Genomic DNA, 26,891 nt, shown 5'->3' with positions numbered 1-26,891 from the left:
TTAGGTGTTAAAAATTGTCAGATCTCCCTGATCAAGAAGGATCAAAGCCCCCCTTATCAAGGGGGGTTGGGGGGATCAAAGCCCCTTAATAAGGAGGGATCAAAGCCCCCCTTATCAAGGGGGATTGGGGGATCAAAGCCCCTTAATAAGGAGGGATCAAAGCCCCCCTTATCAAGGGGGGTTGGGGGGATCAAACTTCCAATTACTCCACAAACTCCCTCAAAACTACTCAAAACTTCTTGATTAGTAAAGCGGATTACTGTTAATCCATAACCTGATAAAATTTGGGTTCTTTCTAAGTCATAGTTCTGAGCATCTTCACTATTATGAATATCACCATCAATTTCAATCACTAATTTTAATTCGGGGCAATAAAAGTCAACAATAAATTGATCAATCGGTCTTTGACGATGAACTCTATATTGAAAATTTTTTAAGTATTCATACCAAAGTTTTCTTTCAGCTTTGGTCATGTTTTTACGGAGTTCTTTGGCTCGTTCTACGAGTTTGGGATTGTAGGGTAGATGATGATGATTGGTTAATTGCATAAGCTTACTTTCTGGTTAGTCATGTTACCGTACTTAGCCCCCCTTATCAAGGGGGGTTGGGGGGATCAAACTTAACGTGATTGCAGTTTTATTTATTAAAAAAAGAAAGATTATTTTTCAACTAATAAGTTTAGCATATATAGCGTTTTCTGTTCGCACGAGGTACATTATTAATGTTGAAAAGCTTAATCAGCAAAGGTTTAACTGTGCCACCCAGGGGTGAGAACCGCTATAATATCCCTTATCAAGGAGTCGTAGGCGGGGGGATGAAACTTAAAGCGATTGCGTTTTTTTATTAAAAATCAGGTGTTATTGTTGATAAGTTTTGCTGTTAGCAGGGGAATTTTGGGGGGCAGTTTTGAGGTTTGATCCCCCCAACCCCCCTTGATAAGGGGGGCTTTTTACTGGTTTAAGATGATTGGTTAATTGCATAGGTTTGATCCCCCCAACCCTAGGGCTGTTTCATTCTCCCATCAGAATATCAAAAGTAAAAGCGATCAATATCAGGTAAAATGAGAAGTGACCGGCAACTTTTTAAATATATGTTGAGCTTAATAGAAAAACTAAAACAAGTCAAGGACTTTCGGAAAGATAAAGGAAAAAGACACCCTTTATGGATAGTATTAGTAGTAATAATACTAGGAACAATGCTAGGATACTCAGGTTATAGAGAACTAGGAGAGTTTGCTAAAAATAATCGGCACAGGCTGAGTAAAGAATTTAACATAATTCCAGAAAGAGTCCCATCCTATTCAACAATTAGAAGGGTAATGATGGGAGTTGATGGTCAGATTTTGTTAAAAATGTTTAATGAATGGGCATTACAAGAATATGGACAAAGAGATGATATAAATTGGCTAGGCATAGATGGAAAAAGTCTCAAAAACACCCTAAAGAATCCTAACAATGAACAACAAAATTTTATCATGTTTATCTCATTGTTTAGTCAAGAAAGTGGCTTGGTATTACACTTAAAAAGAATCGAAAACAAAAAAGGGTCTGAAATCGACGAAGGGCAAGCTATAATTGAGGATTGCTCTCTCCAAAATAAAGTTTTTACTGGGGATGCTTTACACTGTCAGAAGAAAACAATCAGCTTAATAGCCAAGACTAAAAATGACTATGTTATCACCGTTAAAGGAAATCAGAAAAATCTTTATCAGCGAATACAAGACCTGAGTAATTCCTCAAAGCCAGAAAGTTTTTTTCTTGAACAAGATAATAGTCATGGACGAAAAATATCAAGAAAAATAGAAGTTTTTAAAGTGAGGAAAAATGAAAGAAAAGGGTTTGAAAATCTGCGAAGAGTTATTAAAGTAGAAAGAAGGGGTAGTCGCGGGGATAAAACCTATGAAGAAACAGCTTACTATATCAGTAGCCTAACCGAATCCGCCGAAGTATTTGCTAAAATTATTCGAGGACACTGGAAAATAGAAAATCAGTTACATTGGGTAAAAGATGTAATTTTTGAGGAAGATAAAAGCGAAATTAGTGATTTTCAAGCGGCCAGCAATTGGTCAATTCTCACAACCATAGGATTGAATCTTTTCAGAGGTTTGGGTTTTCTCTCAATAACGGAGGACAGAGGTGGTTAGCTGAACGTTGGGAAAAACTGATAGTTTTATCGACGTAAGAAGCAGAAAAATTAGCTAAATTAACAGGATGTACTCTCAGAAAATTTGAAGAGAGATAGGCTTTTAGTGGCTTGGGAACAAGCTTTATCAATTTATTCATAATAAATATTGGCAGAAGATTAAATATTAGTTATTGTGACTAACTCTTTTGGTTAGAGAAAGATAAAATTGAGAATCTTCAGTCAAATTTATTGACTCAAAATTAGCTATACTTAATTTAAATGAATCAACCCTACCCCAACCCCCCTTGATAAGGGGGGCTTTTTACTGGTTTAAGATGATTGGTGGCTCTTCTGGTTTTCGTGTGTTAATTTTTGTTATGAATTAAAGCAAGCAAACAGCTTAAGTCGAAGATGTTCAAAATTGGTAAATCCATAACTCATTCTTTTAATAAGCTTTATTTTGGTATTCATTCCCTCAATTAATCCGTTGGTTGTCTGATTTTCAAAGTAATTACAAATACCTGGCAAATGCTTCTGGATCATCCTGGCACTACTTTCATATAATATCCCGCCTATTCTTATCCATTTTTCCAATTTTCTCTCAGCACCTCTGAACGTTCTACTACTTTGATAAATTTGTCTAATTTCTTCTTTCATTTCCCAGGCTATTCCTAAGCATGGATGTTCTTTTAAGATAACTTCTAGTTGTTGTTTTTGCTCGTCCTTTAAGTCCTCTTTATTCTTCCATAATAAATGAGGTAATCCTTTTTCATGCACCCCCATTAACTTTCTCAATTTATTAAGCTCGTCATTGATGATAGCCATTACATGAAAACGGTCATAGATGATTTTAGCATTGGGAAATAATTCCTTGATCACTGCTGTAAATCCTGACCACATATCGACGCTCACTTCTTTCACTTTCTCCCGAACTGCGTCTGGCTGTGCTTTTAAGGCTTCCATTAATTCTTCTTGCTTATGTCCTTTAATCACATCTAGTAAAATTTTCTTGTCCATATCTACGACCGTTGTGATGAAATCTTTATGTCCTTTTAAGTTACTAAATTCATCTAAGCTTATTCGTTCTGGTGCTTCCCACTCTTCCTTTTCTAGTTCTTTAGCACAGTGATTAAATATTAACTCAACTTCTGACCATCCTAACCCTTCTTCTCGACTTATTTCTTCGATGCTACAATTTTTTACTCTCTCATAAATCATCGATTCATAGCGAATTGTATGATGCTGTCTTAATCTCATAAAACTCAGTCTTTCGCTGATATACTTTTGGCACTTTTGACAATGAAACTGACGGCGTGGTACTTCTAAATATACTGGATTACCTAATATTGACAAGTCTCTGACTAGATTATACTCTGTCTGATTGATTCTGTCTAAGGTTTGATGGCAATTCGGACATTCAATTGTTTCATTTAAAAGAGCAAGCTTTAGGAAAATTGTCTGAGCAATTTTTTGATAATTGACCACTGTTACATTTGGTAAATCGAGGAGTTGATCAAAATTTATCCACATAACCCACCTCCTGTTCTGTGTTACTATTATACCATGCTCACACAGAACCTAGAAGAGCCGATTGGTTAATTGCATAGGTTTGATCCCCCCAACCCCCCTTGATAAGGGGGCTTTTTACTGGTTTAAGATGTATAAGTCTGTGATATATTACAGGTTACAAGTCGCTGCGCCAGAAAAGAGCATAACCAGCCCTTGCGTACTTACTAGGGAACCACTTTAAAAAAGGCAAATGTGCGTGTTTACTACTGTTTAATAAAAAAGTTAGCTCATCATAGCTCAACCAGTGTCCGCTCCTGCGCCACCTGCGCCAACCCACCTCGTCAGCGAATTTTTTATACACATCATAATCGTATTCCCCTGGGACACCACCGCAATCCAGCCAGACTTTTTTCTGCACAGAAAAGCCAAATTTGCCGCCGCTATTATCTACCCAGAGCTTGTCAATGGTGCGTAATTCCTCACAGGGAAAGTTTTCAGCACTTTCTTCATCTAGCCAGCCTTCATCTTCCCTTTTAGCAATTAACAACATTAACCGCATCGTTTCCTCATCGGCTTCGCGCCATTGCCCATTTTTCAGATAGGTTTCTAGTTGAGTAAAGAGAGAAGTCTGTCGTTTTTGTTCTAAAAGTTCCAATCTGCGACGTTTTTTAACAGGTAATTCTCGATAACATCGCTCCGCTAATCCCTGAGCTTTAGGATTAGATTGGTTATAAAAATAGACAATAAAATCAGTCGGATTAGTCAATAAAGTGGCATACATAATACAAGCCTCGTACCAGAGATTTTGCTCCCAATTTTCCTTGAGTAAATTTTCCTGCTTTAACCGTTTAACTTCCAAAGCGATTAAATAGGACTGAAAAAGATTATGGGCAAACTCATAGTATTCATCCTTTTTCAAAATTAACTCACTCACATGAATTAACCGCTCTACAAAATCCTTAGCCGAAGTGCTTTCAGGATAACCCAATTCCTGAATAAAATTTTGTATAGAACTCAGTAATTCCGAATATTCAATCGTGGTTGTATTTCCCATTTTCAGGGCTAATTGTTGTAATACCCGTTGACGATGATTTTCCTCATTATTATCTAAAATCATATCAATGCCCCTAGCTTGAGGGCGAGTGATCAATTGCAGATCAAAAATTCGGCGAAATAAATCCACTCGTTGCTGAGGTAATTTTTGTCCCGATCCAAAGTTTGCCCGATGTAACTGTACTATCATATTCAGATTTAAGGGATTTCTCGCCAAGGCTAATAGAGTAGAACTTTCCCCGGAATCATCGAGAGCAAATAACTGATTAATTAAATCCTTTGCTTTATTGTCGGCAGCTTCTTGTTTAGCTTTTAAACTTCTGCTAACTCTGGTTTCCTGCTCTTGCCAGAAATACCATTTATAGACAAAATCCTGAATATTTTTATCGGTAAATTCATTAATAAACACCTTTTGCCGAGGTTTATGCTCAGAGCTAAACGCTTGATAGCCTTTCGGACGAGAGGTTAAAATAAAATAGTTTTGGCGAAAATCTTGCCACTGTTTGCCAATCCATTGACTGACTTTTTCGGCATATTCGGGTTTAACTTCATCAAAACCATCAAACATCACTAACATTCGCTGACGGGTTAAATGACTTTTAGCCCAGTTCTGAGGTAAATCTAATTCTTGAGAAATATCTTGTTTAAGATGTCGCTCAATTAAGGTTGGTAAATCCAATCCTTCTGTGGTGGTAATCACTTCCTGCCATCTCCGTAAACGTAAAAAGACAGGAATTAAAACAGGTGCATTTTGTTTCGGTTGTTTTAGAGCGTAGTTATAGGCTAAATGACGCAATAAAGTTGTTTTTCCTCGTCCACCAGGAGCCAGAATTAACAACCGTAAATTTGTCCTCTTTTTAGCCCGTCGCAATAAATCCCAAATATCATCCCCCGTACCTTTAGATTCTTCTTCTGAGCGCAGTTCTAATTGACTCAGATCCAAATTAATAAAAATTTCTTCTAGTTCTGGGGTAGAAAAACCAAAGATTGCATCTTCAATCCCTTCAATATCATCATAACGACAATCTGAATCCCGTAATTTAATTAAATATTTACCGTCAGGATTAGCTAATTGCCAACGTATTTTTTCCAGTCTTTTGTCTAGCCAAACAAAAAAGCTTAAAGCTGTACCTCTACCATGATTTGTACCGTGGGTTCTTGCTATTTCTAAAAACCCTTGACTCCAGGCTGATCCGTAGGTAAAAAAGCCCGTGACGATAAAGGTGACTCCCCCGACAATAATCGCCTTAACCGTGTCATGTTGACTAAGCCAAGTTAAGATGCCTGTAATGCTACCCCCGATAATTGGAAGGGAAGGAGCGGAGGTTCGGAGTTGATGGGCAACAAAAGCAGTGATTTTTCCCGTCCAAACTTCAGCCTGTTCCTTTTCCTGGTCAAAATCTGATTCTTTTTTCTCTTCAGATTCGGATTCTTCCGGCTTTGCGGTTTTATCGTCCATAAACCCCCTTTGATCAACCTCTTCTAATTATACTAGACCCCTTTAGAGTGGTGTTATTGGCTTATAAGTAGGTAGGCGTTAAAAATTATCAGACACCCCCCTTATCAAGGGGGGATTAAGGGGGATCGGCACCCCCCTTATCAAGGGGGGCAGGGGGGATCGAACCGGAAATGTCGCTTTTTTATCCCGATGGACAAGCTTTCACTAGCTATAATGAGGAAAAACAACGAGCGGAACGATTAGCCAATAAACTGCGGGAATTAGGCATTAATCCTGACGAAATCTAAGTTTATCTCTTAATCGCAGTTTAAAGTTAATATTTGTTAAGAGACAACTAAAAAATAGCCATTGGGCTATAGGTATTTTCAGTATGATGAAGTTAGTTGGCTTAGTACAAAAAAAGGTGGGACTTGCCCACCTTTATCACTAAACTATTGTCCTTGCTCCACTGCTGCCACCATCAATAAAGTCTTGAGGACAGAATCAGGATTAAGACTGATAGAATCGATGCCTAATTCCACTAAAAATTGAGCAAATTCAGGATAATCACTGGGAGCTTGACCACAGATACCGATTTTGCGATTTTGGGCTTTAGCGGTTTCAATGGCCATTTTCACCATGCGTTTAACTCCCTCATTCCGTTCATCAAAAAGATGGGCAACTAGGGCAGAATCCCGATCTAATCCTAAGGTTAATTGGGTCAAATCATTAGAACCGATCGAAAATCCGTCAAACACCTGAGCAAATTGGTCGGCAAGAATTACATTACTTGGTAACTCACACATCACATAAACTTGCAAACCATCAACCCCGCGTTCGAGACCATTTTTCGCCATTTCTTCGAGGACTCTCATCCCTTCTTCGGGGGTACGACAGAAAGGAATCATCGGAATCACATTAGTTAATCCCATTTCTTCCCGTACCATTTTCAGCGCCCGACATTCCAAAGCGAAAGCCTCGCGATAATTAGGATCAGTATAACGGGAAGCGCCGCGCCAACCGATCATCGGGTTTTCTTCCTTGGGTTCAAAGGGTTTGCCACCCAATAAATTAGCGTATTCATTGGATTTAAAATCAGACATCCGCACAATTACATCTTTGGGGTAGAATGCGGCTGCAATCATGGCAATTCCCCGGGCCAATTTATCGACGAAAAATTGGGGTTTATCCTCGTAGTGTTTGGTTAATTCGGCGATTTGGTCTTTTACGTCTCCTTCTTCCAATTCGTGGAATTTCAGCAAGGCGCTGGGGTGGGCCTGAATATGGTTAGCGATAATAAACTCTAGACGGGCTAAACCGACCCCTTGGGCAGGAATATCGGCAAAAGCGAAGGCTTTTTCGGGATTACCGATATTCATGAGGATTTTTGTCCGAGTTTGGGGCAAATTGTCCAGGGGAGTTTCAAGAATTTCAAAGGGTAGCAATCCGAGGTAAACTTTCCCTTCATCCCCTTCCGCACAGCAAACGGTGACTTCCTGACCGGTTTTAATCGTTTCCGTGGCATTATTGCAACCCACGATCGCCGGAATGCCCATTTCTCGCGCGATAATAGCGGCATGGCAAGTACGACCACCCTGATTAGTAACGATCGCGCTTGCTTGTTTCATAATCGGTTCCCAGTCGGGATCCGTGCGATTGGTGACGAGAACTTCTCCCGGTTTAAAGTTGTTGATTTTATCTACACTGAGGATGACTCTGGCTTTTCCTTGACCGATTGCCGCACCTACACTCCGTCCCACCGCTAAAACTTGACTTCTTTGCTTAATCTCGTAGGATTTAAGGATATTAGCGGCTTTTTGCGATTGTACGGTTTCTGGACGCGCCTGAACGATAAACAGTTCTCCCGTGATCCCATCTTTTGCCCATTCGATGTCCATGGGGGTGTAGGTTCCGCGCACTTGCGAGTAATGTTCCTCGATTTCGGCTGTCCAACGGGCTAAAGTGAGGATTTCTTGGTCATTAATGCAGAATTGATCCTGTTCTAGCTTGTTAACTCGGATATTCTTGGTTAGACGCGATCCTCCATCATCGTAGATCATCTTGATCGCTTTACTGCCGAGGCGTTTTTCGAGGATGGGTTTGTAACCGTTTTTAAGAGTCGGTTTAAAAACCAGATATTCGTCGGGGTTAACGGCTCCTTGCACGACATTTTCCCCTAAACCGTAGGCTGCCGTGATTAAAGCGGCATTTTTGAACCCTGTTTCCGTATCGATGGAAAACATCACCCCGGAGGTGGCTAGATCTGAACGCACCATTTTTTGGACACCGACGGAAAGGGCGACGGAAAAGTGATCGAAACCGTTATGATGACGGTAGGAAATAGCGCGATCGGTGAATAAAGAGGCAAAACATTTATGGCAAGCTTCTAAAACTCCCCTCACCCCTTGCACGTTGAGATAGGTTTCCTGTTGTCCGGCAAAACTCGCTTCTGGTAAGTCTTCGGCAGTGGCGCTTGAGCGAACGGCCACATCGATGGAATGATAGAGATCATCGCCATAACGTTCACAGAGTCGGCGATAGGCAATAGCGATCGCATGACTTAAATCATCGGGGAACGGTGTATTGAGGATTAATGTGCGCGCTTGTTTACCTTTTTCCTGCAAGTTCTGCACATCGTTTTCGTCTAAATCTTGGAAAATTTGTCTTAATTGTGCGTCTAGTCCGGCTTTTTCGACAAAGTGACGGTAAGCGTAAGCGGTGGTGGCGAATCCTGTGGGGACATTAATCCCTTTTGGGGTTAATTGTTGGATCATTTCGCCTAAGGAGGAGTTTTTGCCGCCGACTAATCCTACATCTTTGCTGTCCACTTCTTCAAACCACAGAATTAATGCTTGTTCTCTAGAGGTTCTCGCAACATCTTGTAGTAGCATCATAAGTATTTTTACCTCTGTACTTTATACTTTCAGTTTAGCGACATACCATCTTCAAAAATCCTTGAGTTTGATATTTATTTACAAAACTCTATAATAGCCAACTCAGCCACGATCACCCTATCTCTAAAGGGTTTAATTGTCTAGCTACTTAACACAAAAATTAACAAACTAATCAGGAGTCTCAACAGTAACTTTCCTCAATGATAGCCTTAGTTATCTCAAAATAGTTACAGCAGTTATCTCAATGGTGAGATAGGAAGTTTTCGTTTTGGGGAGTCGGTCGTCAGCAGTCAGGAGTCAATACCAAATTAGGTTATACTTTTTTTTATGAGAAGGGCTGTAATTTAGCTTTAGGCATTTTCAAGGTCTGATAATAGTTCTTCTTCTGTTAAGTCAATCATCCCTACGCCAAAATCGGTCAATCTCAATAAAAAATTAACCCTATCCACTCCTAATAAATTGGCAGCCATACCCGATGAAATAAGTAGCTGGTTATAATTAAATTAAAAATGGATTTTAGGTTCGATCCCCCCTGCCCCCCTTGATAAGGGGGGTGCCGATAGGCGGGGGGATCCCCCTTAATAAGGGGGGCATCTGATAATTTTTAACGCCTACCTACTTAGGTTTCATCTCAAAGAGTTTTACTACCATAGATCAAGTTGCTTCTCTCTCGAATTCCTCGCGGTTTTTTTGAAGAAAGTCGGGTAAATTTTCAGGATAATTTATGGTGAGTTGTAAAGTCATATCTCCTGCTATATTTATCTCATTTTTTTAGGTTGGATTTCACCTAGTTTAGCTCAATCCAACCTAGATTTATTTATATTTGTGTGATGGTAACATCAACAGTTTTAACCGTAGTTCCCAAACTGGATAGAGGAGGTTGAATTTCCTGTTCATTACCCACCACAAGAGTCACAATTTGATTCGGTTGCAGATATTGTTGGGCCACTCGTTGAATATCGGCAATTGTCACCCCTTTTACCGCTTGTTGATAACGGAAGATAAAATCTTGGGGATAACCATAGTATTCATAGGTCATCAATCGCGATAAATTCTGACCAGGTTTCTCAAACTTAAAAACAAAAGAATTGAGAATAGCATTTTTAGCGTCTTCTAATTCTTTGGCAGTAACGGGTTGATTGCGAAGGCGCTCGATTTCGCCTAAAATTGCCTTAATAAAAGGTACGGTGGCATCGGTGCGAGTTTGACCTCCGGCAATAAATAAACCGGGATAATCATAACGACTATTCCAGACACCATAGACAGAATAAGCTAATCCTTGACGGGAGCGCACTTCATTAAATAAACGACCACCAAAACCGCTTAAAATCTCATTTAATACCGTTAAAGCAGGATAGTCGGGACTATCCAAACGGCCCCCAAGATGACCTAATAAAACGCTACTCTGGGTTAATTGGGGTTGATTGACGACAAAGACACCTTGAAGATTTTTTTGGGTTGCCGAAGGGGTGACAATTTTAGTGGCAGTGGCGGGATTTTTCCAATCGCCAAAAGTCTTATTGATTAATGCTTTCATCGACTGAGAATCAAAATCACCGACAATTCCTAAAATTATTTGGTCGGGACGGACATAGGTACGATAAAAATCGATTAAATCCTGACGGTCAATATTAGCTAAAGTGCTATATTCTACAGTACGAGCGTAGGGGCTATTATCACCATAGACTAGCTTTCTAAACTCCCGACTAGCAATATCACTGGGATCATCATTACGTCGAGCAATCGCCCCTTTTTCCTGAACTTTAGCTAATTCCACCCTCTGACTTTCAAAAGCTGGGGAACGCAAAACCTCAGCAAAGAGATTAAAAACTGCTTCTAAATCTTCACTAAGGGCGCTAAAACTAGCAGTTCCAGCGTTAAGATCGATCGAGGTTTCTACTAGGGCTGCTCTTTGTTCTAATAATTGATTTAAGACATTGGAAGGATGTTTTTCGGTGCCACCACTACGCAACACGGTTCCAGTAATATCGGCTAATCCGACTTTTTCCCCGGATTCTAATCTCCCTCCTGTCCGAATCATCGCCGTACCACTCACTAAAGGTAAGCTCCGATCCTCCACTAAATAAACCACCATACCATTATCTAGTTGATAACGTTCGTATTGGGGAACTGTAACTTCAGGAAGGGGAGGAAAAGTTAAATCAGTAAAATGTCGCGGGGTTTGGGCAATTGCCGGGGAACGAAAAGCTAGGACACCTATCAGGGTGATCAGGATTAAACCTAGCCATTGTAAGCGTTTTTTCATGATTATATTTATTTTAGGTTTTAGGTTTTAGGTTTTAGGTTTTAGGTTTTAGGTTTTAGGGTGTTGGGGTGTTGGGGTGGTCACTGCGTGCGCGTTGCGGGGGGTGATGGGGTTTTAGTTGAAATTCCCCCACTTCCCCACTTCCCCCACTTCCCCACTTCCCCCATTTCCCCACTTCCCTATCTCCCCATCTCTCTATTTCGGTAAAATTCGGCCAATAGTGCGATTTTCGGGGGTAAAAGTTTCTTTAGCCACCCGTTGAATATCAGCTGCCGTGACAGCATTATAAGCATCTAATTGGGCGAATAAATTACGCCAATCGCCGGTTTTTACCTCGTATTCAATCAAGGATCGCGCCATGCCCATGTTAGAATCAAGACCTCTTAATAGGGCTGCCCGTAGTTGATTTTTAACCCGTTCTAATTCCTGTTCCGAAACCGGTTCATTTTTCAATCTTTCCAATTCCCAATTCAAACCCTGCGCTACTTCCTCCAGACTGACATTAGGAGCGCTGAGAGCATAGAATAACAGCAAATTCGGGTATTTATCCCCCGGAAAGCCGTTAAATCCCTGGGCAGCGAGGGCCAGTTGTTTGTCCTCCACTAAAGCTTTATACAGTCGCGAAGTTCTTCCTTCACTCATTAAAGTGGCGATAACCTCGTAAACCGCATGATCGGGATGATTGAGAGCGGGACGATGGTATCCTTCTAAATACCAAGGCTGCGAGGCTAATTTTAGGGTAATTTCCTTTGTTTTGGTTTGGTTCGGTTCCACTACTTTCACCTGTGGGGGTTTCGGTTTAGCGGGAAAACGACCAAAATAAACCTTAGCTAACTGTTTGACCTGTTCTGGGTCCACATCCCCGGCGATAGCTATGGTTAAATTACTGGCAGGATAAAATTTATCGAAAAAGTTTTGGATATCTGAGGGTTCTAGATTGCGAATATCTCGATCGTAGCCGATAACGGGACGTTTGTAGGGATGGACAGTATAAGCTTGATCGAGAAAAGCTTCGATTAATAGACCCAAGGGGCTATTATCCGTCCGCATCCGTCTTTCTTCTAGAATTACGTCTTTTTCTTTGTAAAATTCCCGTTGGAAGACCGGTTCTAAAAATCGTTCCGATTCCAAAGACATCCATAATTCCAATTTATTCGACGGGAAACTGTAAAAATAGCTAGTTGCATCGGTGGAAGTGGTGGCATTTAAACCGACTCCCCCCTGAGTTTCGACGATTTGCCCGTATTCGTTGCGTTGGACGAATTTCTCGGACTCTGCCTTAGTTTTTTGAAATTCTTCCGTTAATTTAGCCACTTCTGCGCTTTTACCCGCTTTTTTGGCCGCTTGTAGTTCTTTGTCTATAGCTTCAAGGCGATCGAGGACTTTTTTCTCGCTAAGATAATCGCTAGTACCGATGGTTTTTGTGCCTTTAAAGGCTAAATGTTCCAAAAAGTGGGCAACTCCTGTTTTACCGTCTGGTTCATCGGCACCTCCCACATCCGCGTAGGTGACAAAGGAAATAACCGGGGCATCGCGATTTTCTAGGATAATAAATTTTAGTCCGTTATCGAGGCGAAATTCGGTAATTTTTTGTTGAAATTGCTTAAGGTAGGGGGTAATCGATTGTACATCGGCTGGTTCCTCTTTCGCTTGGGCAAGAAGGGGTGAGAAACTCCCAAAACCCCAAAACACAAGAAAAGCGACCCAAAAGCCGATTACAGCCCGATAATAGGGGTTATTTTTAATGATCATAGATAGTTTTATCAGGTATCGTGGGAGCGCGAGATCGATCGCTCTGTTCGATCTTAGCAGTCGATTGTTAGGAGAGGGGGAGTGGGAATTATGAATTATGAATTATAAATTATGAATTGGGAAGTGGGGTGTGAGAATTATGAATTATAAATTATAAATTATGAATTGGGAAGTGGGGAAGTGGGGAAGTGGGGAAGTGGCAATGGGGGCTTTTCAGTAAACAGTAAACAGTAAACAGTTAAGCTAAGACGCATTTAAACCGCTTATTCTTAGATTAGCCGAACCTCCCCCAATCCCTTTACTGTTGCCTTTTGCCTCTTGCCTTTTGCCTCGTCTCAACAAGCAATTTAAATTACGAACAGCTTAGGGACTTGCGTGGGAATAATATCCCAATCGATCAGAGGGCGCAAGCTTTGCGCCCCTACAGTAACGGATTTTGCCCACAATGTAGGGGCGAACTGCGTTCGCCCAAAAGGTACATTATCAAAGCGCAAGTCCCTTATCAGTTGTCATTTCATTGTTTACTGTTCACTGTATCTCAACAGTAGAAGAATTTCTATAACATCGTCAAGTTTATTACTGTTTGGGCGACTATCACTGCCCATCTAAAATGCCTCTGAGGGGGTTGCGGGCTTTTTCTTCTAATTTTTTACCTCGCACCCAAAGGACAGTACAAAATCCGAAGATAACTAGCCAAAATAGGGATATTGATCGCCATTCCCAAGATAGGCGATGATACAGAGCAAAAGAGGTAAACCCAAATACAATGGGAAACCAACAAAACCAGGGAAAAGCTAATATCGACAAGAATCGCACCCATCCTAAATCTGTTTTTTCTTTAGCCAGATACCAAATTCCCAAACCAAAGACAATAACCCCAGCCACCGCGCCAGCCACAGCCATAGCCACTCCAGCCCATTCCAAAGCCACCACCACAGCCAGACACGCAGTCCCAAGCATAGCTATCCAAACGTTCTTCCAATACCGATCCCAATGCCAATCCGAATACTGATCCCAATCGTGATCCCAATCCGCAATCACAAGCACAATATTACCCATCCCCAATAGAGCCACAACCCAAACCCAACCCACAGCCGTAGCCCAATCTACAGCCCCAGCGATAACCACAGCCACACCCATCACAACCATAGCCACATTCGTCACAACCACAGCCCCAGCCCTAGCCCTAACAGGATCATCAAACAAAGCTGTTATTCCTTCCCAAACTAGGTTTTTTCTGAGTAGTCGATACCATTCTTGGCAAAACGTCCAGGATCCTAGTAAGCCCAATTGCATCAATAAAGTTGGCTCTGATAGCTCTGATTTTTCTTCTTTGGCTTTAAATTCTTGCCATAAAACTATTAAAAAAGACAAGACAACAACAATTGTGATTGCCATCAAGCCATTAACCCAACTTTTTGGCTGACTGAGCATAATGGCAAATATTTCAATTACAGATGCAAGAGAAAGCAAGAAGACAACAGTTATAACAATTAGATATTCTCGGCCTTTTTTAAACTCATATTCTATTTTTTTAAAAAGATTGCGCCAGTCGTTTCTTGTGGGTAGGCGGTAGTTGATTAAGCGAAACAGTAAGGCAAATTTTAATTCAGGTGTCAGACTATTAAATAAATATAACCAACGCTGGTTTGGAGTGATTTTACTTAAAACTCGATCAACAAACTCTATTTTATTGTCTAAATTTTCAATTGAAACTGATTCTAATTCATTTTTTAAATAACTCAATTGAGTTAGATTAATTTCATCTTGTAACTGAATCGCACATAAAGGAATGACTAACCGAGGATCGACTTCAAGAGTGATTGTGGGAATATCATCAGCAGAGCTTTCAATAATTGCAGCAGCAACTTTCTTGACAGTAGCAGAGAACTGCAAATTGCTTGAATTTTCAAAAGGTTGCCAAATCCAATTTAAGTCCGTTTCGATTACCTCTTGTGGCTGGCGCTTTTGTTTGACGGCTCGATTTTTTAGTCGGCGAATGAATCTGAATAGCATTAGTTTTCCTTTATGATAGAGTGCGATTGCGTTCAGCTTGACTATCTTCTAACTCCTTCAACAGTGCTGCAAGTCGAAAACTTACTTTTCCGCTTAAGTTCGGATCTTCCTGCAATCTTTCAAGTGCCTCAGCCGCTTCTGGTATGGCAATTTTAACTAGATCATCCATTGCTTCTATAGAGCCTTTTCGAGCTAAAGATTCTAGTTGATTGACTGCTAAACCTCCCATTCTGATTAACGCTTCTCGCACTTCTATAAAATGGGGTTGATTGGGATCATAGTAAATAACTAATTTTTCTACTGCTTGAGGCAAATTAGTGGCGGATAAGGCTTGAGCCGCTGCTTTTTGGCTGGCTGAATTATCTAAACTAGCAACTAAAAAATCAAATAATGCTTTCCCTCTAGGACGAAAATCAGCCGCTACTGAGCCAAAAGCACTACAAATTGATTCATCGGTTCTCAATTGTGTCTTAAAATAATCTATAATCTCCTGAGCAACTTCTGGTTTTACTTCTTGAGCATCTGCTAAACATTCAAATGCTGTCAGTGTATCTTGTTGATATACCGCCGTAATTAAATCCGTACTATTGTTTGCCAATCCACACCATAACTTGACAATTTCTAGCCAGTCGCTAGGAGCATTTTGCCATTTTTGAATTAATTCATCTTGTCTGTTTGTTAAAGCTGCTGCTACGAAATATTCTTGTAGAGTGAGATGAGGAAAACGATAACGCTGTCCGCCATCAATGAGAAGCAATAATCCACTGCGTTTGACGATTTCATCAACGATAGAATTAGCATCTTTAGCCTCTAGATTTAATGAAGGTAAGACTTGTTTAACTTGTTCCCATACTTCAGAATCAAGAAGAATGCGGCGATCTTGCTGTTGTCGATTAGTGCTATTCTGAGCATAAAGTGCTAAATGTTGCAGAACTCGCCGCTTGTTGACACCACTATATTGATTAGGGATATTTCTTTCTTGATCGCGCAATTCTAATAAAACATCAGTAGCTTTAGTGTAAAATTCGGCCCGCGAATGAGGTAAAACGAAGGGAGTATCAGTATAAAGATAGGCAATGATTGTTAACAGTAGGGGATTCCGCACCAGTGCCATAATTTTCGGTCTAGCTCGCAAGGTTTGAATCAATTGTTCTACTGATTTATCTGGCGGCATTTCCGACTTCCAAGCTTGCAAAAAGCGGCGCATTTGCTGGTCACTAAATTCGACAATTTCTAAAGTTTCCTCGGTATTATCGACAAACTCATTATGATAAACAGCCGTCCGACAGGTAATAATTACCCGACATTTTTTATACTCTGGTAATCCTAAAAGTCTTTAAGACACCGAACAACAGAAGAGCGAACGCCACTACTAACCTCATCTAACCCATCTAAAAGCAGCAGTAAACGTCCGTCTTTTAAACCTTGAGAGATGAAACGATTAGCTTTGGGAAAATTATGGCGATCGCAAGCTTCTACTAAATGTTGTTCTAACTTTTCTACTGTCAAATTAGCCTCATTGAGGCGGTTCAATTCTAGTAAAATTGGCACGGGACGATCCGATAAATTTTTGAATCGTCCTTCTGAATAGGAAAGTGCTAGATACTTTAATAACATCGACTTCCCCGAACCAGGCGCACCTTTAACCACTAAGCGGCCGTATTCTTGCACCGCATTTTCTGCTTCAATCAAAGAGCGCTTGCTCGCTTTAAAAGCTTTTAAAGAAACATAAATCTCCCGCATTTCTAGGGGACGATGAGGACGAAAAGGTATATTAAGTTTTTGATATTTATCAATTAATGCTTGTCGATACTTTTTAAGAGCAATATTTTCAAATAAGGGTGTTCCAGCAAAGGTTTTATAAATCCATTTACTAATCGCTTCTAAAGACTGATTGAGCCATTTTTTTAAGGTATCACTAATAACAGTCCCCACAATACCACCCAAAACAAGAATAACAAGCACAGGTATCCAGGCAGGATATTTATTACTATCATATTGTTGTTCATAGATATCCCATAATTCATCCTGTGGAAAACAAGAAGCTTGAGAATTTGCCTCTTTATACAAATTTAAAATATCACCAATTGTCTTTTTCTTTTTATCAGTATTAAAAAAGTTCAAACGGTCAGCTTCTGCATCTTTTTTTGCCCGATTTTGAATATCTCCCCTAAGTTGGTTACAGGGATTAGGTGCAGGAAGCTTTTTAGTAGAAACAGGCAAAATTGTCCCCCACGCGACTGAAATTGCCAGCGCTAGGACAAAAATCATCAATAACTGCTGCTTTTTCCAGTGAATAAACTTCATTGTCTGTACCGTTTCTTTGCCTTTTTCCCACATCCTGGCTACCAATATAACACTGATTCATACAGTATAGGCTACATATAAGGAGAGGCACTCATGCACGAGGGGGAATAAATAATCAGTTTTTAATAACCAGATTTAGTATGATAACTGATGACTGATAACTGATAACTGATGACTGGGTTTTAGACAAAAAATCTCTCCCTAAAGAGGAGAGAAGTCAAAAAAAGCACGAATAACAATGGGTGGGAGGCGGTTTTTATAGGTCGCCACCACGAAAAGCTAGTAGGAAAATGACAAAGGGGCCAGCTAACATGATTAGCGCCACGAAGGTGAGTTGAAAAATGGGTTCTAAATTGAGAGCCGCAAATAATTCCATGATGTCTCCTAACCTGTTTACAATGATTTAAAAGGCTAATCTGGTCAAAACCATTGTCTATCATACAGGGGATGATTCGCTGGTTTTCCTGATTCGATACAAAAATACATAAAGTTTTGTTGCAATTCTGAATTTTCCCGCTTTCCTCTTTCCTTCCCACCGAGGGACCATCTCAATGTTCAACTCTCTGACCACATCTCCCGACTCGTTAACCCGGATTTATACTGGTTTTCAGGCACTCTCGGATCCCCTGCGACTGCAAATTCTGCAACTTTTGCGACATCAGGAATTATGCGTCTGTGAATTGCGCGACCATCTTGATATCGCCCAATCTAAATTATCTTTTCACCTAAAAACGCTAAAAGAAGCCAATTTAGTCCGCAGTCGTCAAGAGGGTCGTTGGATCTACTACAGCCTGAATCTATCTCAATTTCTTCTCCTAGAAGAATATCTATCCGAATATCGTCGTTTTGCTGCCCTCGTCCCCGCTCGTTTCTGCGAGGAAAATCAGTAACCAATCAAGATTTTTAGAAATATTAAAGCTTTATGACTGGCTTTTACCCTTGACATATCAACTTTTTTTGAAATAATAAAGGTGGATTACCCAATCTCCCATCATTCCCTTTCCACCTTTGTGCGATGACTAATCAAATCAATCCTAAAGCCGCCAAAGCTGGTGGTAGCCTTAGTGTTTTTGAAAAATATCTTACCCTTTGGGTTATTTTCTGTATTTTGGCGGGAATTGCCCTCGGTCGGTTATTTCCGGACGTAGCGCGGACTTTAGATGCCATGAGTATCTATAACGTTTCTATTCCGATCGCCATCTGTCTTTTCTTCATGATGTATCCGATCATGGTTAAGATCGACTTTTCTCAAGCTCTTCGGGCTGCCCGTACTCCCAAACCAGTTATTTTAACTTTAGTGGTTAATTGGCTGATCAAACCCTTTACCATGGTGGCGCTGGCTCAATTTTTTCTCGGCTGGCTGTTTCTGCCTTGGTTGAGTCAAACGGAGATTATCCGAGGACAGACGGTAAGTTTAGCTAGTTCCTACACTGCTGGAGCCATTTTACTAGGAATTGCTCCCTGTACGGCCATGGTCTTGATGTGGGGCTATCTTTCCTACAGTAACCAGGGTCATACCCTAATTATGGTAGCAGTCAATTCCCTAGCGATGCTTTTTCTCTACGCTCCCCTAGGTAAATGGTTACTGGCAGCTAATAATTTTGTAGTCCCCTGGCAGACCATTGTTCTTTCTGTGTTAATCTACGTTGGTTTACCGCTTATTGCTGGTATTTATAGCCGTCACTGGATTTTTAAACATAAAGGACGGGCCTGGTTTGAATCGCGTTTTCTTCACTATCTCAGTCCTGTGGCAATCACTGCCTTATTGTTAACCTTAATCCTGCTTTTTGCTTTCAAAGGCGATTTAATTGTTAGTAATCCCCTGCATATTTTCCTGATTGCTATTCCCCTGTTTATTCAAACTAATCTGATTTTTTTTCTTAGTTATGTGGCCGCTCTCAAACTCAATTTAGTTTACGAAGATGCCGCTCCCGCTGCTTTAATTGGTGCTAGTAATCATTTTGAGGTAGCGATCGCCACTGCGGTGATGTTATTCGGATTGAATTCGGGGGCTGCTTTAGCGACAGTAGTGGGGGTATTGATTGAAGTACCTGTGATGTTAATGTTGGTAGAATTCTGTAAAAAAACCGCCTTTTGGTTTCCCAGAGATCCAGAAAAAGCTACCCTTCTCGATCCTCGTTGCTTGAGTCCTTACAAATAATTATTCACCATGATCCAATCGACTCACAAACCGAGAATTCTTTTTCTGTATGGCTCTTTGCGGGAACGTTCCTACAGTCGTTTATTAGCAGAAGAAGCGGCCAGAATTATCACTGAATATGGGGCAGAAGTGCGCTTTTTTGATCCCCGTGAATTGCCGATTTATGGCAGTGTTCCCGATACTCATGCCAAGGTGCAAGAATTACGAGAATTAAGTCAATGGTCTGAGGGTCAAGTCTGGTCATCTCCCGAACTTCACGGCAATATTAGCGGCATTATCAAAAACCAAATTGATTGGATTCCCTTGAGTATTGGTGCGATTCGGCCAACCCAAGGCCGCACCTTAGCAGTCATGCAAGTAAGCGGAGGTTCCCAATCTTTTAACGCGGTTAACACTCTGCGAATTCTTGGTCGTTGGATGCGAATGTTTACTATTCCCAATCAGTCTTCGGTGGCTAAAGCTTATCAGGAGTTTAACGAGGATGGCACGATGAAAGATTCCCCCTATCGAGATCGAGTTATTGATGTAATGGAGGAACTTTATAAGTTTACCATTCTCCTGCGAGATCAGGTAGATTATCTGACCGATCGCTATAGTGAAAGAAAGGAAAAAGCCGCCCAAGAAATAGTCACAATTGCCCATAAAGCTATTAATTAAATCAATTCCTAGGAGTTAAAATCATGAAAAGAGTCATGTTTGCCTGTAGAAAAAATTCCTGTCGTTCCCAAATCGCCGAAGGTTTCGCTAAAACTTTAGGTGCGGGCAAAATTGCTGTCACCAGTTCCGGATTAGAAGCGGCCAAAGTTCACCCCCGAGCAATCGAAGTTATGGGGGAAATTGGTATCGATATTACTGACCAAACTTCCAAATCAATTAGGGATTTTAATCCTGAAGATTACGATGCAGTTATCTCCCTATGTGGTTGCGGTGTCAATCTGCCGGAAGGATGGGTTTTACAGGAAATTTTCGAGGATTGGTTAATTGATGATCCCGATGGTCAACCTATCGAAACTTTTCGCCGAGTTCGCGATGAAATTAAGGCTAAAGTTATCGGATTAATCGAGCAGTTAAGTAGGTAGGTTTTAAAAGTTGTCAGACACCCCCCTTATCAAGGGTGGTAGGGTAGGGTTGATTCATGAATCAACCCTACTATGAATCAACCCTACTATGAATCAACCCTACTATGAATCAACCCTAGGGGGCAGTGGGGATCAGAGGCAAAATCCATCTTTAATTTAATTATAACTATTTACTTAAGTTAATTTCTGCCAAATTTTTGCGGTTCTCTTGTCGTTTGTGTGATAGATTTTAGCGCTCGAATCTGTCTTCCTCTCTGTGTTCTTTGTGTCTCTGTGGTTTATCCCCAAGAGAATCTTTTTTATAGCTTATCCCTTGGGGGAGAAAAATAAGAGCGGAAACCACAGTTGATGAAGAATATCTTCATTAATTCGACGCACAGCTAACCATTCCAACATATTAGAACGATGGGAGGTGGCCACAGCGATCGCACTGATATCATCTTCTTCTGCTGCCGTCAAAACTTCTAATACAGGTGTTCCCTGTCGCACTTGGCTCTGTACTTGCAAACCGAGTTTTTCTAGTCGCGCTTGCACCGATTCTAATTCCCGATGGGCATCATTTAAACGAGATTCGGTGACACTGGGATCGCGACTGATATTTTCCACTACCCGGACGAGGAGACATTGCTCAAAAGAACCGGGGGAGCGAGTTTGAGCGTATTTTTCTATCTGTTCAATTAGATAAATTGCGTCGGGACTGCCATCGTAGGGAATTAATAAATGTTTCCAGAGATGCTGACAGCGCAGGGCTAATTCATCGCGAGTATAAACTGATAATAATTGCGGTCGGAAAATCAGCAGCGGAATATCGGTCATACCTGCGATCGCTAAACTGGTACTACCGAATAATTTTTCTTGGACGGCACCGCGCATGGGATTTCCCATCAAAATCACGTCAATAGAGTGATGCGCGAGGATTTCCCGCACGGCATCCACGGGACGACGGTTAGAGATTTCGACAATAACTGTCATACCGTCGGGAATATTTGCTAAAGCTGGGGATAATTTTTCTTTAGCCGCGTCAATTTTTCCTTGATCTACGGCAGCTAGGGTGGGTTGTTCCCAAACCGGAATACTGTGGAGGAAGATAACTTGTTTTAAGCCGCTCAGGGCTAAGTGTGGCACACAATGGACAAGACGATGGAGACCATCGAAAAGATCTGTACAGATCAAAGCGCGCTCGAACATAAATTAACCCCTAGCAATTCGGTTATTCTTCCCTAAGAATAGCTAAAAAGGTGAAGAAATGCGCCCCGCATCCCTAGCTCGTTTCCGGAGAAACCCAGCCGGAGAAAGAGGTCGCCCGCAGGGGTGAAATGAGTTATTGGGAAGCCCAGGGATTAGAATCTAGACCCCACTGGTGTTTGAGAAAAGCTTTGTACATATTTTCCCTGACCATCATTTGTTCGTAGAGCTTGATCAGGAAATCCTGCGCTTGCTCCTGACTCATTTTTTCTACCTGAGTCTGAAAAGAACGAATGTTGAACTGTTGTTCTAAGGAAAGTTCGATCGGTTGAGACATGGTGTTTCTCCTCGATGAAGACAGTGGTTGATAACAAGCGAGATGGGTGATTGGTATCACCTCTTTTCTTTAACTAATGTAACAAATACTTGACAAAGTGTCAATGTATCTGTAAAGAGGGTTTTGCTTTTCCCCTCCTGTTAGCTAGGATACCCCGCCGTCAAAAGGAAAGAAGCATATAATGATACATTTAGCAAGAGTTTTAATAAAATTTTGCTTACTGTGAACAAATACTTAAGTAGTTATACTTAGGTAGCCCAGGGCGAGAGAAAATATTTGACAAATTGTGTAAACATTCTGTAATAATCGAAAAGAGCGACATAAATCGGGTAAGTTGAATGATTAGGCCTGTTAACAGCTAAAAACGTAACCCCTAGATCCCGTCCCTCTCGTTGAAATCGTTAAGGATAGTCAAAATTGACGGACACAGCCGCTATCGTGCAGAAACTACAAGCTTATCGCTGGGAAACATCCTCCTTAGCTCTGTTTGCCTTAAAAAAATCAGCATACAGGCACGGAATGTCGCACAAGTTTTTACCTAAAATGTCGGATGAATGCCCCCGCTACATTTTTCGACAAGATACTCAGCTTTGCGGGGGATGAAATCCGACCAGAATATCAACCGCAGAGCATCGGTTTAATTCCACAATCTGTGGGTAAACTGTGTTATAATTAACTTAGCCAAGGGTCGAGGATTGTTAGATGCTAGTCGTAGAAGCAAAGCTAAAAAACGGAACACCAGAGCAATATCACCGGCTTGATGAAGCTATCAAAACTTCTCAGTTTGTGCGTAATTCTTGTGTTCGTTATTGGCGGTCCAATCAAGGGACAACCCGCAATGATCTCCAAAAACTTTGCGCGGTACTAGCTAAAAATAAAGAGACACCATGGGTTAATAAATTAAACTCTCAAGCTCGTCAATCGGCTGCTGATAGAGCCTGGCAATCAATTAATAGATTTTATCAGAATTGTCATGCTAAGATACCGGGAAAAAAGGGTTTTCCTCGGTTCAAAAAACATAACCGTTCGGTTGAGTATAAACTAACGGGCTACAAACTATCAGATGATCGACGTAAAATCAAGTTCACTGATGGCTTTAAAGCAGGAGAATTTGATTTATGGTGTAGTCAAAAGACCTTAGTTTATTATTCAGAGCAACAGATTAGACGGGTAAGAGTTGTTAGACGTGCTGACGGTTATTATTGCCAGTTTCTGATTGACGTAGAACGGCAAGAATACCATAAACCGACGGGACAAATAACAGGAATTGACTTAGGGTTAAAGGAATTTTATACCGATGCCCAAGGTAATACTGTAGAGAATCCACGTTATTTAAGAAAGTCAGAAAAACGACTTCAAAAAGCACAAAGGAGATTATCAAAACAATTTCGCAAAGGAAAGAAACAGTCTAACAACTATCACAAGCAACGGATAAAAGTAGCTAGGCTTCATCTTAAAGTATCAAGACAACGTAAAGACAAAGCAATTAAAGACGCTTTGGCGTTAGTCCAGTCTAATGATCTGGTAGTCTATGAAGCTTTAAAGGTAAGAAACTTAGTCAAAAACCGTAAGCTGGCCCAGTCGATTTCTGATGCTTCTTGGTATCAATTCACTCAATGGTTGAATTATTTTGCCAAGATTTATCGGATTGTTTGTGTTGCTGTGCCGCCGCATTTCACTTCTCAAGATTGTTCAGTTTGTGGGACGAGAGTGCAAAAAACATTAAGCACTAGAACTCATCAATGTCCTAACTGTAAAACAGTCTTAGATAGGGATCATAATGCAGCAATAAATATTCTTAAAAAAGGGTTACAATATTTGGGAAATTATCTCAACGGTACTGTTGGGCAAACAGAAACCGACCCAAACGCCTTGGGAGAGTCCGGCCTCTGGATTCTTAATGGAGACATTGAGAATCTAAGCTGTCTCGTTGAACAAGGAATTTCTAACAGCAATGTGGAAAGAATCCCCCGTCACAGCGTAGCTTGACGGTGGGAGTATGTCAAATCACCCTATACTTGGAGGAATCCATCATGTCCGTTCGTCTATACGTTGGTAATTTACCCAAAGAATCCGTCGAGCGCGAAAAATTACAGGCACTTTTTGCCGATGAAGGGGATACGATCACCACTAAAGTCATCAAAGACCGCAAAACTGGCAAATGTCGCGGTTTTGCCTTCGTTACCGTCCCTAGCGATGAACTAGCTGACCAGTTTATCGAAAAATACAACGGTCAATCCTTCATGGAAAACCCGATCAAAATCGAGAAAGCTCTCCCCCGCAGCAAGGGAGGTAAAGAAGAAGGAGAAGAAGCAGAAGGGCCGGAGGCCAGCGTAGAAACCCCGGAAAAAGTCGAAAGACCGACTCCGAAACCGACGACGGCAGCACCGCGCAAATCCAGTAGTGGTGGCGGCGGCGGCAAAAAACGCAAGGCTGAACGGGGTAGCAGCAGTACCCCGAAAGTTACCGGCGATGGTGACGCTTTACAGCCAGATCCCCGTTGGGCCAATGAATTGGCTAAACTCAAGGAAATGTTAGCAGCTCAGGCCACTAATCCCTAATTCCATTGACAAGAGGGCAAGGGATAGCCGATAACTAAGAGGTTCAAAACATCGCTTTTAGGAATGTGCATCATGACAGCAATCGATCCGGTCATTATCATGAAACAGGAGGTCGGTAAGGCCGCCGCTAATCTAGTTCAATCTAATTCAGTCGTGGGATTGGGAACTGGTTCAACGACGGCCTATGCGATCGAATATCTGGGCGCTAGACTGCAAAGCGGGGAAATCAGCAATATTGTCGGGGTTCCTACTTCTTTTCAAGCGCAAGTTTTGGCGAGGAAGTACGGAATTCCCCTCACTACCCTCGATGTCATCGTGAAGATGGATATCGCTATCGATGGGGCCGATGAGGTGGATCCCCAGAAAAACCTGATTAAAGGCGGCGGTGCTGCCCATACTCAGGAGAAAATTGTCGATAGTCTCGCCGATATTTTCGTCGTGGTAGTGGATGGCAATAAGCTGGTGGATAAGTTGGGATCGACTTTTCTTTTGCCTGTGGAAGTGTTACCCATGGCCATGACTCCGGTGATGCTGAAATTAGAGGCCCTCGGTGGTAAACCTTCCCTGCGCATGGGAGTGAAAAAAGCCGGCCCCGTGGTGACAGATCAAGGCAATTTAGTTATCGATGTTAAATTTGATAGTATCGATGATCCGGCTGATTTGGAAAGAACTATTAATAATATGCCGGGGGTTTTAGAAAATGGTTTATTTGTCGGGGTTGCTGATCTGATTCTCGTCGGTGAAATTATTGACGGTAAGCCGGTAGTGCGCGAAATTAAGTAGGCTTAATTATTCTTAAGCTAATAAGTAGTCATGCAAAATTAATTACCTGCCCGATCGAGCTAAAACCCTTACGGGGCAATGATCGTCATGTGTAAATAATTTTGCCTAACTACTTAATAAAACAGGCCTACAGCCTGTTTTATTAAGTAGTTAGGTGTTAAAAACTGTCAGATACCCCCCTTATTAAGGGGGGATTAAGGGGGGATCGAATTATGGGTGTGTACAGACAAAGAGCAAAACAAAGAGATGACTATAGGCTAATAAAAAATATGTCCCTTTTTGACAGAAAATATCTGGGAAGATTGCAACCAGCGAGACTCAAAAGAACTGAGATGAGTGGTGGTAATTAAAGTTTGAAAACGGTCTTCGATCGCATCTAATAATTGATTTTGTCGTTCGATATCTAATTCGGCTAAAACATCATCGAGGAGTAGTAGGGGAGGTTCTCCGATAATCTGCTCTAGTAACTGTAATTCCGCTAATTTCAAGGCTAAAACTAAGGTTCTTTGTTGTCCTTGGGAACCGTAGGATTTAGCGGGGTTTTGGTTAATTAAAAAATCCACTTCATCCCGGTGGGGACCGACTACCGATGTCCCTAGCTGTTTCTCGGCCAAACGACGGGTTTCAATCTTATCTAAAAAAGCCCTTTGTACCCCATTGACATCATCTTCTACCCAAGGCACATTGGGAATATATTGTAATTCTAAAAGTTCGGTTTTTCCGCTAATACTTTCGTGCCATTTTTGGGCTAAAGGAATTAATCTTTGCAGGACTCGCGCCCTTCTTCTCGTTACTCTTGAACCGGTTTCTGCTAGTTGTAAATCCCAGAGTTTTAGTTGGGATAAATCTGCATAAACTTTGCCCTCTAATTCCTGTTTACGAATCTCTTTTAAGAGAGCATTTCTTTGTCGTAAAACCTGATTATATTGCTGTAAAATATGAACGTATAGGGGTTCTAATTGAATTAATAAAGTATCTAACCAATCTCGGCGAGCTTCCGGACCACCGCGCACTAAATCCAGATCGAGACTAGAAAATTGTACCGCATTAATCACGCCCAAAAAATCGAGATGACGGCGCAGGGGTTGACGGTCGCGGATCACGGTGCGACGACCGGAAGAACGGAGAATTAAACTTAATTCTGATGCTCCATAAAGACGATTAACCCTAGCAAAAATTCTCGCCTCCGAGTCCGATTCTAGCACCAGATCCCGATCCTTGCTGACTCGATGGCTCTTGAGAGTGGACAAAAGTTCGATCGCTTCTAGTAAATTGGATTTTCCCTGAGCATTATTGCCCAATAATATTGTTTTTTTAGAGTCGAATTTTAGCACCTGTTCGGCATAATTTCTAAAACTGTGAAGATGTAGGTGTTCGAGATACATTGCAAGTTGGGGGTTAGCTGTTGGGGGTTGGGGGTTGGGGA

17 protein-coding genes and 4 pseudogenes are annotated in these 26,891 nt (G+C 41.3%); 8 read left to right on the top strand and 13 right to left on the bottom strand.

Features of this window, described 5'->3' with window-relative positions:
* Positions 1 to 149: 149 nt before the first annotated feature.
* Positions 150 to 548, bottom strand: a pseudogene (locus VL20_RS02180) (endonuclease domain-containing protein); the annotation flags it as partial.
* Between the two features lie 542 nt (positions 549 to 1,090).
* Between VL20_RS02180 and VL20_RS02175 the strand changes: the two are divergent.
* Positions 1,091 to 2,181 (top strand): annotated as a pseudogene (locus VL20_RS02175) (ISAs1 family transposase).
* A gap of 318 nt (positions 2,182 to 2,499) precedes the next feature.
* Here VL20_RS02175 and VL20_RS02170 read toward each other — a convergent pair.
* The 9 genes and pseudogenes from VL20_RS02170 to psb30 form a co-directional block, all read right to left on the bottom strand.
* Positions 2,500 to 3,654 carry an ISL3 family transposase gene (locus VL20_RS02170; protein ID WP_052275466.1) on the bottom strand — a complete coding sequence of 385 codons (1,155 nt, stop codon included), beginning with the start codon at positions 3,652 to 3,654 and terminating at the stop codon, positions 2,500 to 2,502.
* Positions 3,655 to 3,808: 154 nt separating this feature from the next.
* Positions 3,809 to 6,145: a GUN4 domain-containing protein gene (locus tag VL20_RS02165; protein ID WP_052275465.1), complete on the bottom strand. Its 2,337-nt coding sequence runs from the start codon at positions 6,143 to 6,145 to the stop codon at positions 3,809 to 3,811.
* A gap of 431 nt (positions 6,146 to 6,576) precedes the next feature.
* Positions 6,577 to 9,018, bottom strand: a complete 2,442-nt coding sequence (gene ppsA / locus VL20_RS02160) for a phosphoenolpyruvate synthase (protein ID WP_052275464.1) — start codon at positions 9,016 to 9,018, stop codon at positions 6,577 to 6,579.
* Positions 9,019 to 9,368: 350 nt separating this feature from the next.
* A pseudogene (locus VL20_RS26950) lies at positions 9,369 to 9,500 on the bottom strand (UPF0175 family protein); the annotation flags it as partial.
* Positions 9,501 to 9,835: 335 nt separating this feature from the next.
* Positions 9,836 to 11,284 carry a M16 family metallopeptidase gene (locus VL20_RS02155; RefSeq protein WP_052275463.1) on the bottom strand — a complete coding sequence of 483 codons (1,449 nt, stop codon included), beginning with the start codon at positions 11,282 to 11,284 and terminating at the stop codon, positions 9,836 to 9,838.
* 195 nt (positions 11,285 to 11,479) lie between these two features.
* Positions 11,480 to 13,036, bottom strand: a complete 1,557-nt coding sequence (locus tag VL20_RS02150) for a M16 family metallopeptidase (protein ID WP_052275462.1) — start codon at positions 13,034 to 13,036, stop codon at positions 11,480 to 11,482.
* Positions 13,037 to 13,630: 594 nt separating this feature from the next.
* Entirely contained in the window at positions 13,631 to 15,052 is a 1,422-nt protein-coding gene (locus VL20_RS02145) for a hypothetical protein (protein WP_052275461.1), read from the bottom strand.
* Between the two features lie 10 nt (positions 15,053 to 15,062).
* Positions 15,063 to 17,392 (bottom strand): annotated as a pseudogene (locus tag VL20_RS33535) (NACHT domain-containing protein).
* A 223-nt stretch (positions 17,393 to 17,615) separates the two neighbouring features.
* Positions 17,616 to 17,735, bottom strand: a complete 120-nt coding sequence (gene psb30 / locus VL20_RS26940; protein WP_002736367.1) for a photosystem II reaction center protein Ycf12/Psb30 — start codon at positions 17,733 to 17,735, stop codon at positions 17,616 to 17,618.
* Between the two features lie 175 nt (positions 17,736 to 17,910).
* On the opposite strand from psb30, the gene VL20_RS02135 reads away from it, so the two are divergent.
* The 4 genes from VL20_RS02135 (at position 17,911) to arsC (ending at position 20,599) form a co-directional block, all read left to right on the top strand.
* Positions 17,911 to 18,249, top strand: coding sequence for an ArsR/SmtB family transcription factor (locus VL20_RS02135; protein ID WP_052275460.1), 339 nt, complete (start codon positions 17,911 to 17,913; stop codon positions 18,247 to 18,249).
* Between the two features lie 125 nt (positions 18,250 to 18,374).
* Positions 18,375 to 19,520, top strand: coding sequence for an ACR3 family arsenite efflux transporter (arsB, locus tag VL20_RS02130; RefSeq protein WP_052275459.1), 1,146 nt, complete (start codon positions 18,375 to 18,377; stop codon positions 19,518 to 19,520).
* Positions 19,521 to 19,529: 9 nt separating this feature from the next.
* Positions 19,530 to 20,177, top strand: coding sequence for an arsenical resistance protein ArsH (gene arsH / locus VL20_RS02125; protein ID WP_052275458.1), 648 nt, complete (start codon positions 19,530 to 19,532; stop codon positions 20,175 to 20,177).
* A 23-nt stretch (positions 20,178 to 20,200) separates the two neighbouring features.
* Positions 20,201 to 20,599: an arsenate reductase, glutathione/glutaredoxin type gene (arsC, locus tag VL20_RS02120; RefSeq protein WP_052275457.1), complete on the top strand. Its 399-nt coding sequence runs from the start codon at positions 20,201 to 20,203 to the stop codon at positions 20,597 to 20,599.
* A 306-nt stretch (positions 20,600 to 20,905) separates the two neighbouring features.
* Here the strand turns inward: arsC and VL20_RS02115 are convergent, their stop codons facing one another.
* Together VL20_RS02115 and VL20_RS02110 are read right to left on the bottom strand one after the other, a co-directional pair.
* A complete protein-coding gene (locus VL20_RS02115) occupies positions 20,906 to 21,787 on the bottom strand; it encodes a universal stress protein (RefSeq protein WP_052275456.1) in 882 nt (293 codons plus the stop codon).
* Positions 21,788 to 21,920: 133 nt separating this feature from the next.
* Positions 21,921 to 22,121, bottom strand: coding sequence for an NblA/ycf18 family protein (locus tag VL20_RS02110; protein ID WP_002791926.1), 201 nt, complete (start codon positions 22,119 to 22,121; stop codon positions 21,921 to 21,923).
* 702 nt (positions 22,122 to 22,823) lie between these two features.
* Between VL20_RS02110 and VL20_RS02105 the strand changes: the two genes are divergently transcribed.
* The 3 genes from VL20_RS02105 to rpiA all read left to right on the top strand — a co-directional run bounded on the left by VL20_RS02105 (position 22,824) and on the right by rpiA (position 25,465).
* Complete coding sequence (locus tag VL20_RS02105) at positions 22,824 to 24,110, top strand: RNA-guided endonuclease InsQ/TnpB family protein (protein WP_052275455.1); 1,287 nt, start codon at positions 22,824 to 22,826, stop codon at positions 24,108 to 24,110.
* Positions 24,111 to 24,154: 44 nt separating this feature from the next.
* On the top strand, positions 24,155 to 24,682 hold the full coding sequence (locus VL20_RS02100) for an RNA recognition motif domain-containing protein (RefSeq protein WP_052275454.1): 528 nt from the start codon (positions 24,155 to 24,157) through the stop codon (positions 24,680 to 24,682).
* 72 nt (positions 24,683 to 24,754) lie between these two features.
* Entirely contained in the window at positions 24,755 to 25,465 is a 711-nt protein-coding gene (gene rpiA, locus VL20_RS02095) for a ribose-5-phosphate isomerase RpiA (protein WP_002747271.1), read from the top strand.
* A 257-nt stretch (positions 25,466 to 25,722) separates the two neighbouring features.
* Here the strand turns inward: rpiA and recF are convergent, their stop codons facing one another.
* Positions 25,723 to 26,850 carry a DNA replication/repair protein RecF gene (gene recF / locus VL20_RS02090; RefSeq protein WP_052278356.1) on the bottom strand — a complete coding sequence of 376 codons (1,128 nt, stop codon included), beginning with the start codon at positions 26,848 to 26,850 and terminating at the stop codon, positions 25,723 to 25,725.
* Positions 26,851 to 26,891 lie beyond the last annotated feature (41 nt).

It is taken from the genome of Microcystis panniformis FACHB-1757, assembly GCF_001264245.1.
GTDB classification, from domain to species: Bacteria; Cyanobacteriota; Cyanobacteriia; order Cyanobacteriales; family Microcystaceae; genus Microcystis; species Microcystis panniformis.
The sequence above is the reverse complement of the archived record's forward strand: the minus strand, read 5'-3'. Positions and strand labels throughout refer to the sequence as shown.

Coding starts and splice junctions, on each gene's coding strand:
- VL20_RS02170 (WP_052275466.1), bottom strand. CDS start 3,654: ATGTGGATAAATTTTGATCAACTCCTCGATTTACCAAATGTAACAGTG.
- VL20_RS02165 (WP_052275465.1), bottom strand. CDS start 6,145: ATGGACGATAAAACCGCAAAGCCGGAAGAATCCGAATCTGAAGAGAAA.
- ppsA (WP_052275464.1), bottom strand. CDS start 9,018: ATGATGCTACTACAAGATGTTGCGAGAACCTCTAGAGAACAAGCATTA.
- VL20_RS02155 (WP_052275463.1), bottom strand. CDS start 11,284: ATGAAAAAACGCTTACAATGGCTAGGTTTAATCCTGATCACCCTGATA.
- VL20_RS02150 (WP_052275462.1), bottom strand. CDS start 13,036: ATGATCATTAAAAATAACCCCTATTATCGGGCTGTAATCGGCTTTTGG.
- VL20_RS02145 (WP_052275461.1), bottom strand. CDS start 15,052: ATGCTATTCAGATTCATTCGCCGACTAAAAAATCGAGCCGTCAAACAA.
- psb30 (WP_002736367.1), bottom strand. CDS start 17,735: ATGGAATTATTTGCGGCTCTCAATTTAGAACCCATTTTTCAACTCACC.
- VL20_RS02135 (WP_052275460.1), top strand. CDS start 17,911: ATGTTCAACTCTCTGACCACATCTCCCGACTCGTTAACCCGGATTTAT.
- arsB (WP_052275459.1), top strand. CDS start 18,375: ATGACTAATCAAATCAATCCTAAAGCCGCCAAAGCTGGTGGTAGCCTT.
- arsH (WP_052275458.1), top strand. CDS start 19,530: ATGATCCAATCGACTCACAAACCGAGAATTCTTTTTCTGTATGGCTCT.
- arsC (WP_052275457.1), top strand. CDS start 20,201: ATGAAAAGAGTCATGTTTGCCTGTAGAAAAAATTCCTGTCGTTCCCAA.
- VL20_RS02115 (WP_052275456.1), bottom strand. CDS start 21,787: ATGTTCGAGCGCGCTTTGATCTGTACAGATCTTTTCGATGGTCTCCAT.
- VL20_RS02110 (WP_002791926.1), bottom strand. CDS start 22,121: ATGTCTCAACCGATCGAACTTTCCTTAGAACAACAGTTCAACATTCGT.
- VL20_RS02105 (WP_052275455.1), top strand. CDS start 22,824: ATGCTAGTCGTAGAAGCAAAGCTAAAAAACGGAACACCAGAGCAATAT.
- VL20_RS02100 (WP_052275454.1), top strand. CDS start 24,155: ATGTCCGTTCGTCTATACGTTGGTAATTTACCCAAAGAATCCGTCGAG.
- rpiA (WP_002747271.1), top strand. CDS start 24,755: ATGACAGCAATCGATCCGGTCATTATCATGAAACAGGAGGTCGGTAAG.
- recF (WP_052278356.1), bottom strand. CDS start 26,850: ATGTATCTCGAACACCTACATCTTCACAGTTTTAGAAATTATGCCGAA.